Annotated in this window: 3 protein-coding genes; all 3 read right to left on the minus strand. The window is 61.7% G+C overall.

All coding sequences use genetic code 11. The features are described 5' to 3' along the window. Positions 1 to 7: 7 nt before the first annotated feature. The 3 genes from K0B96_RS10770 to K0B96_RS10780 all read right to left on the minus strand — a co-directional run bounded on the left by K0B96_RS10770 (position 8) and on the right by K0B96_RS10780 (position 16,600). Positions 8 to 13,150: a pectinesterase family protein gene (locus tag K0B96_RS10770; protein ID WP_220160907.1), complete on the minus strand. Its 13,143-nt coding sequence runs from the start codon at positions 13,148 to 13,150 to the stop codon at positions 8 to 10. 326 nt (positions 13,151 to 13,476) lie between these two features. Continuing rightward, positions 13,477 to 15,540, minus strand: coding sequence for a tetratricopeptide repeat protein (locus tag K0B96_RS10775; protein WP_220160908.1), 2,064 nt, complete (start codon positions 15,538 to 15,540; stop codon positions 13,477 to 13,479). A gap of 142 nt (positions 15,541 to 15,682) precedes the next feature. Next, the gene (locus K0B96_RS10780) at positions 15,683 to 16,600 is read right to left on the minus strand and encodes a hypothetical protein (RefSeq protein ID WP_220160909.1); all 918 of its coding nucleotides are present in this window, start codon (positions 16,598 to 16,600) and stop codon (positions 15,683 to 15,685) included. Positions 16,601 to 16,798 lie beyond the last annotated feature (198 nt).

Here is a 16,798-nt window from a genome sequence, read left to right on the forward strand (position 1 = left end):
GCCCGACTCACGGGTTGACGTCGTAAATTTCGAGCAGGGCGACGCCGCTGGTGTTATTCACTCCCGCCACATGCACGGTATAGACGCCGGGCTGGAGCGTCACGACCGCGGCGGCATCTTTGGTCGTATCGGAATCCAGCGCGAAGGCGCCGACCGACTGAGCCACGTCCTTGAGCGCGGTGGTGCCGCCCCAGTTGTCGTTCGTCGCGACCACGGTGGAACCTTGATACACCGTCAGCATGGGATCCTGAAGCACGCTGGATGCACTCACCCCATAGGTGACGAGGGACGGTCCGACGCCGCGAATCAGCAGCTTCTTGGGCGCGTTACCCGTGATGACAAAGCCGGCGATCAAAATGCCATCGCCGGTCTTCGCCTCGGACCGCACGGAGACGTTTACGAAGTGCGCATCGCCGACGAGGGTGGCGTCGTAGACTTCAAGGAGTGCGAGACCGGCTGCCGTGCCCGTCGTGGTGATATGGCCGCTGTAAGCGCCCGCCGTGAGAGGCGCGAGCAACACCGCATCTTTCGAATTGGACGGGATGACAAACGCGCCGACTTCGGCGGTTTTGACCACGAGAGGCGCGGTGCCGCCCCAGTCATCGTTTTCAGCGATCTGCGTGGCCGAACCGTTGTCGAAGAGACGGATCTGCGGATCAGCGAGGACGGTCGCCGCCGGCACGCCATACGGCACCAAGCCGGGACCGATGCCGCGCACCAACACATCCTGGCTGCCGGAACCAGCCACGACGAAGCCCATGATGAGCGTCTGGTCGAGTTTGCCGGCGCCGCTGCGCACCGAGAGATTCACGATGCGTGAGGTCGAGATCGCCGAGCCGCTCAACCCCGCGAAACTGATCGGCGTCGTCGCGCCCACGGGGAGAACACTCGCGGTGACGCTCTCGCTCTCCGGAGCGACCGAAACAGTGATTGCCGACGAGTTCGCGGTCGCAACCGTGAGCTGGCCGTTGGCATCGATCGTGCCGGTGCCGCCTCCAACCGAGCCAGGCGTGGTCGTGACGACCAAGGCCTGGCCGCTGGCTCCGATGACGGTGTAAACGCCGCCGTCGGAAGTGCCGAGGGCTGCGGCGGCATAGTAGCCGGCCACGCCCTGCGCCGCGCCCGTTGAAGGATCCGCCGCGCCGCTGAAGGTTTCATCCAAGCCTTCCAGTTGCCCCACCACACTCTGGTGAACGACGTGGCCCGTCAGTGTGAACTGGCCGGAAACAAGGGCCTGCGGCGCGTGCGTCCCGGCGATCGCCACTGTCGGCGTCGCGGTGCCGGTGGCGCGGATTTCGCTGCCGGTGACCGTGAAGCTGCCATCCGCGGCGAGGGTGACGTCCAAGACGATTACGCTCTGGCGCTGCGGCAGGTTCGCGATGAACACGCCGGTGTTGTCGGCATTGACCGACAATGCCCAATCGCCGCCCGCGGTGAATTGTCCGAAATAGATGCCCGTGAAGCTCGGGACTGTCGCCGTCAGCGATACGGAATCGCTGGTCACGGAGCCGGCCGCGTTGGTGACGACAACGGAGTAGCTTCCGGCATCGGTCACCGCCGTGGACGTGAACGCGAGGGTGGCACTCGTCGCACCGGCGATGGCGACGCCGTCCTTGCGCCACTGATAGGTAAACGGACCGGTGCCGCTCGCGACGACCGAGAAGCTGGCGGCATCGCCAACACTGACCGACTGCCCCACCGGCGCGGTGGCGATCGCCGGCGCAATGATCAGCGGGTTGACGGTGAGGGTTGTCGTGGCCGTGGCGTTTTTGTAATTAGCGGAATCAGTTGGCGTGAACGCGACGCTGAGGGTCTGACCGACGCCAGCACCGAGCACGGTGCCCGCAGGCGGCGTATAGACGAACGCTCCGGCCACATTCGCTGAGGCGTTGAGCTGCGTGGCGCCGAGCGCAGTGCCCGCCGTAATCGCCGCTGGCGCCGACCACGTGATGGCCGGCGTGGCCTTGTTCACTGTGAGCGAAACGGTGGCGGTTGCGTTTGTATAATGAACCAAATCCGTCGGTGTGAACGTGACGCTCAATGTCTGGCTGCCCGCCGCGAGCACCGCGCCCGAGGCCGGCGTGTAGACGAAGGCGCCCGCGACGTCGGCGGTGGCGTTGAGTTGCGTGGCACTCAAGGCGGTGCCGTAGCCAATCGCGGCCGGCGTAGCCCAAGTCAGCGTCGGCGTGACCGGCGTAGGCGGCACATCGCTCGTGACCACCGTAATGGTGGCGCTCGCGCCGCTGGTGCCGGCAGCGTTGGTCGCGCGGATACGGTAGTAATACGTGGTGCTCGCGGAGAGGCCGGTGACGCTGGCGTTCAGCGCGGCGCCGACGTCGAGATCGGCATAGCCGGCAACCAGGTTCGTGAAGCTGTCGTTGGTGGACACATCAAGGCGGTAGCCAGTCGCCGTCGGCGCGCTGTTCCAGTGCGCCGTGAAACCGGCCACCGTGACACTCGTGGCTGCACTGGCGACGGGCGCAGCGGGAGGCAAGTTGACGGTCAGCACGGCGGCACTCGAGGTGATCGCGCTGACGGTGTTCGTGACCACAACGGTGTAATTGCCAGCGTCGCCCGCTTGCACATTCGCAAGATCGAGGATCGGGCCGGTGGCGCCAACCACATCGGCGCCGTCATGTTTCCATTGGTAGGTAAACGGTCCCGTGCCGGCGGCGACCACGGCAAATTCCACATCGCTGCCGATCGCCACCGACTGGGATTGTGGCTGCGTCGTTATCGACGGCGCGGTGGCCGCAATCACGGTGAGGGCTGCGCCGTTACTGGTGATGTTGCCGCCAGTGTTGGCGACCACGACCGAATAGGTGCCGATATCGGCGAGCGTGGTGGCGGAGATCGTCAGCACGGCGGTGGTGGAACCCGAAATATGCGCACTGTCGGAGAGCGCAGTGCCGTCTTTCTTCCATTGATAGGTCGCCGTCGTGCCGCTGGTGACCTGGACCGTGAAGGTGGCGTCGGCGCCGGTGGCGACGGTCTGGCTCTGGGGTTGCGCGGTGATGGTGGGCGCGCCGGACGTATCGACGGTGTAGGCCGTTTTGAGCCAGTTGTCTTTGCTCCACGTGAGCGTGCCGGCGCCAGAGCCCGCCGCGAGAATGGCGGGCAACTGCGCGGGATCGTCCATCGTGTAGTCGTAGGGCAGTTGATTGTTCGGCAGGTCCCACACGAACGGAATCACCGGCGCTTGGAACGGTCCCATCGGGTTGTTCGCATCGGTGCTGTTGCCGCGCACGGTCGTGAGCGTGCCATCGGGAGCGTGGAAGCTGTAGATGGAATCGAGGGCCTTGATCTTGCCGGTGTAGATGGCGCTCGACGGATCCGTCTGGTTGTTGCGCAGCGGCCAGAGGCAGTCCGCGTAGATCGATTTCTCGACAAGGATCGAGCCGTTCTCCGTGGAGATCGTGCCGTTGATGGGCGGATTGAAACTGTAGGTGTTGTTGAGCGTGTTGAGCAGCGCCGAACTCAGCGACGCGGCGCGCGCATCGCGCAGACGTTTCGCCGCGAGCAGCTCAACGTCGTCAACGTAGATGTTGTAATCATGGACGTTGCCGCCGCGGAGACGGGGCACGACGCGGTCCCAGACGTTCTTGAACCATTGGTGATGGAACGTCGCCGTGAGCGAGTCGTTCTCCGCTTTCAGCGAGTTGGAACCCATCAAATGCCCTTTGTCGTGGCCTTGGATGATGGTGGCGATGTCGTCGACGGAATAGCCGTTGGTCCGCAGGAAATTGTAGAACGGATAAGACGAACGCTTCGCTTCGAGCGCGGCGAGTTGCACGCGCACCGGGCTGTTGGGGTTCGTCGCCTCGTCGTCGCCGATGTATTTGCACCACGAAAGCGTAGCGTTGGTCGTCCCGGCCTTGAGGTCGACGATGCCGTCGTAGGCCTTGGTGAACGTGCAATGATCGATCCAGATGTTGGACACGTCGCCGCCGTTGCTGACGGTGATGAAATCCCAATCGTTGGAATCGTAATTGCCTTTGGAGGCCTCGTCCCACTCCCACATTTCGTCGAACTTGAGATTGCGGATGATGATGTTGGAGGTGCCCTTCACGTTGAAGTTGACGTGTTTGATCGTGACACCGGTCGCCGAGAAAATCGTGAGGGGACTCTTGGCCTTGATGTCGAGGACGCTGACGCCCGAGGCAATCAGAGCCGGGTGCAGCTTCGGCGTGGCGTGCGAGCGCAACGGATTGCTCGGCAGGCCTTGCACCGTGGCGCCGACCTCGATCCAGCCGAGGTTGAGGTCGTTCATGATCTCGATGACCTTCACCTTGCCGGCGGTCTTGTTGGAATCGGAGATGGCCTGGACGAACTCCTGCGCCGTGGTCACTTTGCGGTAGGCCGGATCGCTCTCCGGAATCACACCGCCACCGGTCGTGCCGGAACCGACCGTGGCGAAGCCGGTGAGATTGAATTCCGTGACCGGGAGGGCCGACGCGAGGTTGAGCGCGACCGCGTCGCTGATGACGGATCCGGCCGCATTCGAAACGGTCACCGCGTAATTACCGGTGTCGCCCGCCTGCACGTTGCTCACCGTGAGCGAACTAGTCGTGGCGCCAGCGAGGGTGTTGCCGTCCTTCTTCCATTGGTAGGTCAGCGGCGCGGTGCCGGTGGCGGTCACGGTGAAGGTGGCGTTGGTGCCGGCCGCGACGGTTTGCGCCAGCGGCTGGGCGGTGATGACCGGCATCTGCGGCGGCGCGACCTGCACGGTCAGCGTGGCGACCGCGGAATCAACGACGCTCGCGGAATTGGTGGCCGTGAGCACGTAGTCGCCCGCATCGGCGAGTTGCACGGTGCTCAGCGTGAGCGTGGCGCTGGTCGCGCCGCTGATCGCCGAGCCGTTTTTCTTCCATTGATAGGTCAGCGGGTCCGTGCCGGTGGCAGCGGCGGTGAAGGTGACGTTGGCCCCTTCAGTCACGGAGGTGGATTGCGGCTGCGTGGTGAACACCGGCGGCGTGGCGACCGTGACGGTGAGCACCGCGGCGGCGCTCGTGGCCGAGCCGAGATCATTGGTGACAACAACGGTGTAACTGCCGGCGTCGCCCGAGGTGAGGTTGGTCAGCGCGAGCGTGGCGGAGGTGGCGCCGCTGATGGCGACGTTGTCTTTTTGCCACTGGTAAGTGAGCGGATTCGTGCCGCTGGCGACCACGGTGAACGCTGCACTTCCACCAAGCGCGCCCGCCACCGAAGCGGGTTGCGTGTCGATGGACGGTGCGGACGGGCCGGCGGCCTCGATGCTGTAAGAGAGTCCGGTGATCGTCAGGGCGTTGAAGGAGTTCGACCCTCCCGCAATGCGCACCGCGAGTTGATCGTAGGTGCCGTTGGCGCGCGAATCGGTGGTCGTGTCCGTGCCCGTGAGGACGTAGTTGGACAATCCGCCGCCCGTCAGCGTCGCCGTCAACTCACTGGATTCGGAGAGGCGCGCGACAACATAGGTGAGCGTGTAGGTCGTGGAGGCCGTGAACGCGGCCGTCGTGCCGGAAGGGTTGGCGGCCACCAAGTCGGTGTAGAGCGTGGCGCCGGTCGAACCCATCAACGTGGTGTTCGTCGAACCGGGAATGCGGGCGAGAAGCTTACCGGCGCCCGAGTCGATGTTATAGGAAGCGACGTAACCCATGTCGTCCGTGACGACGGAGTTCGTTTCCGTATTGGCGCTCGCGGTGACGCGGGTGCCGTTGGCGTTGAAGAGACCGAAGCGAAGCGCGTTGGGGGCGACCGCGACATTGCTGCCCATCTGAAACACGAGCGTGAGCGTCAACTTTTGCCCCACGGCGAGGTTGATGGCGTTGGGCAGGTAGGTGACGAAACTGGAGGCGGAAGCCTGGCCTTCGTTGAAGGTGATGCTGTTCACGCCCGTCGTGAGGGTGTCGGCGGTGCGGGTCTTGAACCAAGTGAGTTGGGAGGCATCGAGCGTCGTGGTGGCCGCGCCAGCGGTGACGACCGAGATGACATTCGACGATCCGCTGGTTCCGGCGGCGTGGACCGCGCGAACGCGGTAATAATACGCGGTGCCGGAACTGAGGCCGGTGAGCGCGCGGCTGAGATCGGAACCGACGGCGAGGTCCTGGTAGCCAGAGACGAACGTGTCGAAATTGCTGCTGGAGGAAACGTCGAGGCGGTAGCTGGTGCCTCCGCTGACCGCGGACCACGAGGCGACGAAACCGGTATTGGAAACGGCAGTGGCCGCCGCCGCCACGGGAGCTTCCGGAGAATCCGTGACCGTCAACGTCGCGACGTCGCTCGTGACACTGTCAATGCTGTTGGTGACAACGACCGTGTAACCGCCGGCGTCACTGCTCTGCGCGTTGGCGACCGTATAAGCGCCGCCGGTGGCGCCGGAGATCGGCGAACCATCCTTTTTCCATTGGAACGTAAACGGCGCCGTGCCGCTCACCACGACGGAGAACGTGGCCGAGCCACCCACGTAAACGGACTGCGCAGCCGGTTGCGTCGTGACCGACGGGCCGGTCGCCGCGCCGACCGTCACCGTGACGGCGTCGCTGGTCGTGTGGCCCGCGGAATTGGTGATCGTGATCGTGTAGCTGCCGGAATCGGCCACTTGGGCCGCGGCGAGCGCGAAGGAAGAATTCGTGGCGCCGCCGATCGCCGACCCGTCTTTCGACCACTGATACGTGAAGGGCGCGGTGCCTTGCACCGACACGGAGAGCGTCACGGCTGCGCCGGTAATCACCGACTGACCTTGCGGCGCGGTCACAATGACCGGAGGCGTGTGGAGATAAGTTTCAACGGCACCAATGTCCGGCGCGTCTTCATAATAGCCGGCCGTCGCGAACGGGAACTGGCCGATCACGTCGCCCGGCGGGAGGACGCCCGCGTTGAGCAGCGGGCTGTTCGCGACCGGCCGGGCGAAATCGCCGAGCGCGATGCTGCCATCCGCGTTGCGCGCGAAGCCGCCGACCGGGACGGTCAACGTGACGAACGCCGTTTTGTAAGCGGTGAGGCTGGCGTCGTTGATGCTGGGACCGCGGCTGGAAGAGCCGACGAACCAGAAGATATTGCTGGCCCCGGTGGGGACGCCGCTGTTGCCGACGTAGCGGTCGTTGACGCCATTGCGGTTGCCCGGACCGGAGCTGGTCGTCCAGAGGGAAATGTTGTTATAGAACGTGGCCTCGCCGGAATCGAATTTGAAGTTTCCCTCGACGTTGTCCCACGCCAGATTGTTGACGAGGACGATGGCGCCGGGGTTGCTGTTCCACGTGAATCCGTTCTTACCATTGTTAAAGCTGATGCAGCGGGAGACGTAGTGGGCGACGGCGATTTTCTCGCCGCCGAGTTTGAAGCCGTTGCGATCACCGGCGGCGTTTTGCGTGCCGTCGGTCAGCGTGCCGTTGTTATAGGAAATGCACTGGTCGAGGACGACCGGATCGATCGGGCCCGTCTCGCTCTTCGTATAAAGATCCCACCCGTCGTCGATATTGTTGTGCGAAATGCAGCCGCGGAATACATTGCCGGCACCGGCGGTGAGTTTGCACGCGAAGCCGTCGGCGTTTTCGCCACTGCCAGGGGCGACGTCGCAGTTGTCGTAGGACTCGCAGTTGAGAATCAAGTTGTAGGTCGGCCATTCGGAGCGGGGCGCCGACGACGAATAGCGGCCGATCTGGAGGCCCGTATCCCGGTTGCCGTGCAGGCGGCACAGCTCGACGATATTGTGATTGCCGACGACGTAGACGCCGTTGTCCGCGGCGTTTTTGATTTCCAGACCTTTCAGGTGCCAGTAGTCGCCGCCGAGCCAGACACCGCGCGGGTTGCTGACAGTGGAGGGATTGCCGTAGGGCTGGGAGGAGAAGTCGAACACCGGCGTTTCGGCGGTGCCGCCCGGTGGGACGTAGGCGACGAGATTCTTAAGCGCACCATCCGTGCCATTATTACCGCGCTCGATGCGCAACTCCGTGGACATCGCGTAAGTGCCACCGCGCACAAAAATCGTGCCGCCTGCGGGCACCAGCGCGATGGCGTTGGCGAGCGTCGTCGGCTGCGCGAACGTGCCGGGGTTGTCCACGAGACCGTCCGGAGCCACGAAGATCGAGCCTTCGCCGACCGCGGGCGGTTCGGTCACGGTGAGCGCGACGGGATCGCTCGTGACGCTGCTGGCGGCATTCGTGACGACAACGGTGTAGTTACCCGCCGCCGTGAGTTGGACGTTGGTCAACGTCAGTGTCGGCGCGGTCGCGTCGGGGATGTCGGCGTTGTCTTTCCGCCATTGATAAGTGAAAGGCGCGCTGCCCCCGGCAGTGACACTGAAGCTCACGGCGCCGCCAATGACGACGGATTGCGAGCCGGACTGGGCAAGGACGACCGGCGGCGTCACCACGCCGGTGAGATCGAGCGATGCGACCGCGCTCGTGTCGGAGCCCGCGCTGTTGCTAACGACAACGGTATAGGCGCCGGCGTCGGCAGGTTGCACGTTGTTCAACGTGAGCGTGTCGGAAATCTCGTCGGCAATCGCCGTGCCATTCTTCCGCCATTGATAACTGAGCGGCGCCGTGCCGGTCGCCGTGATGGTGAAGGTCACCGTCGCGCCGCTGTCGACGGTCTGCGACTGGGGTTGCGTGACGACCTGCGGCGCGTTGACGACGGTGGAAATCGTGAGCGTGGCGGGCGCGCTCGTGACGCTGCCTTTGCCGTTGGTGACAACGACGGTGTAATCGCCCGCGCTGGTATCCTGCGCACTGGCGATGGTGAGCGCGGCGGAAGTTTCGCCGGAAAGCGGTGAGCCATCTTTGCTCCACTGATAGGTGAACGGGGCATCGCCGCTGGCCGCGACGGTGAAAGTGACCGCCGAGCCCAGATCGACGGTTTGCGCGGCGGGCTGCGTGGTGATCACCGGGCTGCCGTCGGCGACCGCCGTCATCGAGACGGAGACGTTGTCGATGGCGATCGTGTCGTTGGACGTGGTCGAGGACGTCGCGCTGTTGGCGGTTTTCCAGCGAAACCAAATCGTGGCGCCATCAGCCACCGTAACGGCAACAGGACCGCTGGTCAGGGTGGCGGTTTTGCCCACGGAGCCGCTGGCCGAGGTGAAGGCGAGGTCGCTCAACGTCGTCCAGCCGGACGTGGCATTGAGATCGGTGGACGTAGCGCCGATCCGGTATTCAACCGTGAACGTCATATCCCGACCGGTGGTGTTTTCCCGCCACTGCTCGGGTGTGTAAGTGAGCGTGAACGAATCGAGGACGCGCCCGGATTGATTGGTAAACGCGAGACCGAGGTAGGTCGGCGCTGTGTTAAGGCGCGTGTGATACGCGAGCGCGCGGTCGGCGTTGCCAGCAGTCCCAATGCTGCCGAGCGTGAGATCGGCGAGATTGGATGAACCGTCGTTCGTCACGCCTGTGGCATTGAGCGAACCGGTGGTCGGGACGGCGTGCCAACCAGGCAGCGTGGAATCGTTGACCCAGGCAAAGGTGCCCGACGACGGCAGTGTGTCGAAATTCTGGGTATAAGCGGTGCCGCCGAGGCTGTAGGTGCGGTCGGCTGTCGCGCCGGTGTTGACGATTACGATATCGGCCGCCGCCGCCGAAGTCGCGATCGTCGCGGCAGTCGAAGAGGCACTGGTGCCCGCGGCGTTGATCGCCCGCACCCGGTAGTAATAGTTGGTGCCGGCAGTCAGGCCGCTGATCGCGCGAGAAAGGTTGGTGCCCACGTCGAGGTCGTTATAGCCGGCGACGAACGAGGAAAAATCGCTGCTGGTGGAAACGTCGAGCCGGTAGCCGGTGGCTTCGCTGACCGCGGCCCAGTTCGCGGTGAACCCCGTGCCGGTGACATTCGTGGACCCGAGCGTCTGCGGGACATCCGGAGGCGTGCCAGCCGGCATCACCGTGAGGACGGCGGCGGCGCTGGTGACGCTGCCGTGGGAATTGGTGGCCGTGACCGTGTAACTCCCGCCGTCCGCCGATGTGGGCGAGCCGATACTCAAGGTCGCCGCCGTGGCACCATCGATCGGGCTGCCGTCCTTGTTCCACTGATAAGTCGCCGCCGGCAGAGCCGCCACGGTGACGCCAAAGGTTGCCCCCCCCCCCGCCTGCGTCGTAACGGAAACCGGCGCGGAGAGCACGAGCGGCGCCAAAGCCGGCGTCCACGCACTCATCACATCGCCGGCCAGCGAGGTGTTCAACACCCACACCGGGTCATTATAGTTTGCGACTTGGGCGTCGTTGGCGGGCGAGGTCCACTGGTACGACCATGCAGCGCGCTGGCTGACATCGACCGGGGAATTGTCGCTGATCTTGCGCGGATTGAACTCGACGCAATTGGTGGCGGCGGCACCGGAGACCGTCTGACCATTAAGGTTCCACGCCACGGGCAGGATATGGTCGCCTTCGGTGCTGTTGATCAGCACGACTTCGGTGTGCGGATTGGCGTTCTGGTCGAGCCGACCGAGGTAGCACCCACTGACCGGGTTCGCGGGATTCTGGCTGTCGGCGTCGGCGGAACTGAACTTGCAGTCCACGTAAACGAAGCCGTGGTTCGTCGCGGGATTCCGGATCTGGGTGTAATAGCTTTGAATGCTGAGGGCTTTGAGTTCGCAGTTCGTGAAATAGACCGGGCCGTTGCCCCACATAAAGTCGGTGTCGCCTTCTATATAGCTGTCGCTGATGTAGGCCTGGCCATTGATGAGCAGCGTGTCCTGATAACTGGAGAGATTGACGTGAGTGATCACGGCCTGCAGCGCGGTCGCAGAGCCGCTGAGATAAAGCGCCTCGGCCTGCGAGCCCGTCTTCGGGGTGAAGTTCTTGATCGTCAGGTTGGTGATGACCATGCCCGTGCTGTTGCCTCCGCGGCAGGTGAAGGCCGCACGCCACGCGGTGCCGGTGGGATTGAAATTATTGTTGTTCGGATAACCGATCACCACTCCGTCGCGGCTTTGGCCGAGGAAGGTGATGTTGCTCTTCGCAGTCCAAGAAACGATTTCGTAGTAAATGCCGTTTTTGATATAAATGGTCGTTGGCGTGGTGTTGTTAGCGGGAATGAAATCCAGGGCGCCCTGCACCGTGTAAAAATCGCCGGACCCGTCGTGCGCGACAGTGAGGCGGGTCGAACCAGCGTCGGGCGCGGCGGCTTTGGTGGAGAAGCGCCAAGTCGTGTTGTCGCTGAAACCGACGAAGGTTGCGCCGCTCGCGTCCACGATCGTCCCGGCGTCGATGGTCACATAGTAGGTCTTGCCGTAGGTGAGCGTGCCGTCGCGGGGATAGACCGTCAGCGTATTCCCGTCGATCGTCACGGGGTAATAGCGCAGGCCGGTCTGGCCACCGACCGTCTTGGTCTGCACGGGCAACGCCAAAATGGAGGCGTTGGCGACGCGTGCGGCCGCGGCGTCAAAGCTGATCGTGTCGACGGGCGTGGAGGGATTGGCGGAGTCGAAAATCTTGAGCGAGCCCGAGACGCCCGCCGTGATCGGAGCGTTGAACGTGATCGTCAGCGGCTGATCGGGAAACACGGCCGAAGCGTTGTTCGCCGGGGCGGTGTTCGTGGTTGCGAGCGCGGTTGAAAGGACGTTGACGGCAGCGGTCGCGCTGGTGGCGGAGCCCGCGGCGTTAGTCGCCACGACGGTGTAGTTGCCCGTAGCGGCCCCCGTAGCCGAGGCGATGGTGTAGCTTGCGCTGGTCGCACCGTTGAGAACGACGTTGTTCAATTTCCACTGATAAGTGGGAACGGGCGTCCCAACAGTGGCGGCCGCGGTCAGCGTTAAAGACTGTCCGGCCTGAAGATTACCGCCGACCGGTTGCAGGGTGAACGAAGGCACTTGGTTGACGGTCAACTCCGCAGCGGCACTGGTCGCGGCACCGACCGAATTGGTCACGGTGACGCGATATGATCCGGCGTCGGAAAGTTGCGCGGGCCCCACGACCAGCGTGGCGTCAACGGCATTGGTCAAATCCGCCCAGTGTGCCCCGGCATCCACGCTCTTTTGCCATTGGTACGCGAGGGGCGCAGTGCCGCTGGCGCTAACGGCAAACGTGTTGGACGCGCCCACCAAAATTGTAGCGGCCTGCGGATCGGTCTGCACCGAGGGGGCCACAGCCCCTGCCGTCACCGCGACAGTGCAAGCGGCACTCGTCGTAGAACCAGCGGCATTGCCGATGATGACATGGTACTGCCCTTCATCCGACGTCTGCACCGAGGTGAGCACAAGCGTGGCAGTAGCGGCGGAGCCGTTGGCGCCTGCGTTGATTGGCACAAAAGTCGCACCGCCATCGGTGCTCTTTTCCCATTGGTAAATCACTGCACTACCAACAGCCGTGCTCGTGATGGAAAGCGTGTCGCCCACGGAGCCGGTCAGCGTCGCGGGAGGTTGCCCCGTCACCGCAGCGAAATACGGCGGCGACGTCAAACCAACCACATCGGTCATGGTGATCGTAGCGGCGGCGGCCGCATCATTTCGAAAATAGAACGCGAATTCGTTGAACGTCTTCGGTGCCGTGACCGCGGTGGCCGCAGCGCTGTAGATGGCCTGATAGGACGTGCCGGCGCCGACGGCCGACGAGTCTTCAATCACGAGCCCCGCATTGGCGTAGGAAGAGGACGTACCAAGGCTGAACGCGCCGGAAGACGTTAGGGCGACGCGGAATGTGATGTTGACGAAGGAGTCGTCAGCGAGTGTCCACGCGCCAACGGAACCGGCCGACTTGCCCGAGCCCAGCTTGAGCGCGCTTTGATAGCCGTCGAGTAGGCCAGCAATGGTGGTTGTGCCGCCAAAGACCTCGTTGCCCCATGTGCCACCTTTGAAGTTGGCGAACAAGCCGTTGTCGTCGGCAAAATTACCCGCCGCACCGGGCGGCGTGCCGCCGTCGCTAAACAAGCCAAGTTGATTGACGCGATTGCCGGTGATGGCGTTGGTCCAACCCGCAGAACTCTTCATCTTGTAAGAGATCGTTTGGAGCGAAGTGCCAGCCGTCGGCACCTCCATCGCGATAGGCACGAAATTGGTGGTCACGAAGACCATTCTTCCGCCTGCAGGCACGGAAAACGTGTAAGTGCCGGATCCCGGATCGAATGTCGCCGCCTGATTCTGTGTGCCGACAAGTGCGCCGGTATTGTCGTAGGCGGTCCACCGCAATTGGGCATGGAGCGGCGAAACTAAAACGCCCAGCGCCACCAAGAAAGTCGCAGTCACGAGCGCGCGAAAAAGTATAGCCGATACGGACATACACACGACGGATGAATATCTGGAGAGACTCATAAGAAAGGGGCCGACTGTCGGGAAACCTGATGAGGTTCGACGAGAGACAAAGAAGCTGGGAAAGACGCAGGGACTAAGGGGGCGAACACGTGAATCCAACGAACAAGTCCGTTAAACAACAAGGCGCGCGCCGTGCGCATCGTTGACCAGACGGGGTACGGAGCCGATCAAGTGTGCGACGCTCGTTTGATTATTCCAATGAACGAAATTCAAACGCTCGACCAATGACGTTCAGATCGATTTTCACAGGAGACTTCACGTCAGCGGCCAGAAGCAGCGCCGGCTTGCCGAAGACGAGCGGCAGCCAAACTCTGCGCGGCACGGGGATGCTCAGGTTCGAGAGCAAGTACGCTTTCGTACTCATGTACGGCGTCGTCATACCTTCCCAATAGGGCATACGTATTCCCAAGATTGTAGTGAGCGGGGACCATCGAAGAGTCGATCTTCGTGGCAGTTGCGTATTCCACGGCGGCATCGGGCAGTCGCCCCGCCTGCGCCAACGCGTTTGCGAGATTATAATGCGCCATAGCCGAGCGCGGATCCTCTTTGACCGCCAGTCTCATTTCGTTCTGTGCCTCGTCCCACCGGCCTTGCGTCGCAACCAGGAAACCAAGGTTGAACCGAGCCTCCATCAATCCCGGAGCGGCCTTGATCGCTGCACGCAAATGCGCTTCCGCCGCGAAAGGGTCGTTCAATTGCATCTCCAACGTTCCAAGGCGTAGAAGCGTGGTCGGTTCGTCGGGGGTAAGATGCAGTGCCGCGAGATAGTGGCTCCGTGCCTCTTCCGCCCTACCCGCTTCGGCGAGGACGTTGCCCAAGTTGTAATGCGCTCCCGCATAATTGGGATTGATTGCTAAAGCTCGAGAAAAGGCCGCAATTGCCTCTGGACTCCGTCCGCGCTTATGGAATGCAACTCCGAGGTTGTTTAGAGACTCGACGTAAAGCGGATCGACGCTCAAGCCAGCTTGATAGGCGATGATCGCTTCATCGATCATTCCCTCATCTGAGAGTGCGTTTCCCAAAGCATCATAGCCTCTAGGGTTTTGCGGACATTTGGCGATGTTGTCGCGCCACAAGATCAGCGTGGACCGATAGTCGTCGTTGCGAGCCCGCGTGAGACCTATGCAAGCCATTGATACCAGCATCCAAAGCAGAAACGTGCGCCGCCCAAAAAGCCGATACAAGCAAGCGACCGTGACAACAATTACGGCGGCTAAAGAAAGGTACATCCGATGTTCCGCCATGCTCTGAGTGACGACTGGCATCACACTCGAACTAGGAGCAAGAATGGCGAAAAACCAAAAACCGACAAAACCGAACGCGCTGCCCCGCCAGATGCCGCGGGCAGTCATGCCGGCTAAGCCGACCAACACTATTCCCTGCGGCCAAATTGACCAAGGCGAGCGCACCAAGTGTGTCCCATAATCAATAATCAGCGGCGATGGCCAATACGAGAGTCTTAAATAGTGAATGATCGCCTGAAACTGCGTAAGCCCATAATCCCAAGATCCAATCCCAACATTGAAACCCGCGCTCCCGCTCCTGCTGCCGCTACCGATCACCAGCCAGAAAAGCAGCGCCCACGTGGCAGCGAGCGCGCTGTAGAAGATACGTCGTTGCCGCCAAGCTACGCTAAAGCTGCCGGAAAGGAATGTGCGATCGTAAAGCAGCACCATCAGCGGAGCCGAAACCATCACTTCTTTGGTGCCCATACCCAATAGACACCCGATCACGGCCAGCCAAAACCACGTCCGAGTCCCGCCGGTAGCGCCGCGAATAAAACAATAGAGCGTGGCAAAGTAAAAGAATCCCATCAACGACTCCACTCGTTGAACGATATAGGTGACTGACTCTGTTTGGAGAGGATGCACAGCCCAAACAACTGCGGTGGCCAAGGCTAACCCACGGGCATCCGCGCCGAAAGTTGTTTGAAGCATTGGTAGGCTCAACGTCCGGCCTAGGATACCGAAAAGCAGCAGTGCGGCCCCCAAATGAATCAAAAGGTTGACCGCATGATAGAAAACGGGATTCACGCCTCCTAAAGCGTGATTAAAAGCCAGAGTAAGGTTGGCGACAGGGCGTCCCGTAACCGTGCGGTATGCCGGTGGGTGAAGGGGGCCTGACAACGGCCACAGCGGACTCAGACTGGGGTTATCATCGATCGCTGCGACATCATCAAATACCAACGGGCCGTGCATACTGTTGGAATATGCGATCAAGCCAACCACGACGATAAGGCCCGCACAAGCTGCTGCGCGCCATAGACCGTTGAGATTATAGATGTTGGCGTAAAACGGAGCCCTCACCGCAACATCATTGGCCATCGAATCGAATCAGAGCGAGCGTTTCAGAACGCACTCAGCACGAAGTGCAAAGCAGCATCACGAGGCAATGTAGAAACGCCAAATAAAAAAGCGGAGAAGCGAAACAAGTCGCTCTCCGCTTCGGTTGGACATCCTACCGGAGTCAAGCAGTTCGGGCCTTGGCCCATCGGCGATATCCGGCAAGAGCCAATACAATCAGGCCAAATCCCATAGCGTAACTGGCGGGCTCTGGCACAGGGGCGAGCGAAGATGTTAGTGAAACATCGAAAAATTTATAGGACCCTGTCTGGGCGGAAGTCGTTCCGATGGCGATGGTATCAAACCCAGTCACATAGCTAGCACCGGACAAACCAGTCCCAGAGCCGGTCGCGGCAAAAATCGTGGAAGATGTCGTCGTATTCGACATCGTATAGCTGAAATCCATCTGCGTAGCCGACGTCGCTGTGATGGTGTAGGTAATATTGTAGTTATGCGATGAATCGAGAGTAAAGCTGCCGCTGGGAATTGTCGGCGACGTGGCCGGCGTGCCTACGGTCGGATAAGTCACAACCGCCGAGCCCGCCGAGAGAGCCCAAGGAGTCGTGGATCCGACAATATTTGTGTTCGTACCGCTACGATAATCGAACTGCCCGGCCGAAGCGTTGCTAGGGCCGGGGTTGAGCAACAATCCGTAACCCGTATAGTTGGCGAAAGCGCTGTTAGCGGTTGAGCCCGCGAGATTGCTAGTGACTTGATTATTGGTCGAGCTGGTGCTGTTTGAGTTTTGCAGAGTGAGATAGAAGGTCCGTGAACTGCTAACAGAAGAGCCGCTCGCCAACGTGAAATTCGCCGACAGCGTGAGGGTTTCACCAAGTGAAATGACATATTGATTGCCCGGTGTTGCAAAATACGTCAGCGCTGCGTTGGTCGTTGAAGCCGTGGTGACCAGATCACCACCCGCAATGGTAGGTTTGGTACCGAGAAACCAACCGGAAAAATCGGTGGTAGAATATACAGTCGATTGTGCCGACAGCATAGAAGTTGAAAGCAAGATCAGACCTACTGTAATAATTTTCTTCATGGTGAGGGGGAGTGGCAGAAGCGTCTCAGTCCTTGTTTCTCGTGTAGACAGCTGCGTGGGGAATAGTTTGTTGATGCCAGTCTCGACGCCATAGCACAAACGAACACCCATTCTCATCGTTGATTACGTTGTATGCGAACGCGTTACGAAAGTTAAAATTGCAGCGACAGCGGTTGCGCGCGAGACCGATAGGGTTCA

It is taken from the genome of Horticoccus luteus (assembly GCF_019464535.1).
Taxonomy (GTDB): Bacteria; Verrucomicrobiota; Verrucomicrobiia; order Opitutales; family Opitutaceae; genus Horticoccus; species Horticoccus luteus.

Bases quoted from the DNA above. Each gene is read 5' to 3' on its own strand.
- K0B96_RS10775 (WP_220160908.1), bottom strand. From the start codon at position 15,540: ATGGCCAATGATGTTGCGGTGAGGGCTCCGTTTTACGCCAACATCTAT.
- K0B96_RS10780 (WP_220160909.1), bottom strand. From the start codon at position 16,600: ATGAAGAAAATTATTACAGTAGGTCTGATCTTGCTTTCAACTTCTATG.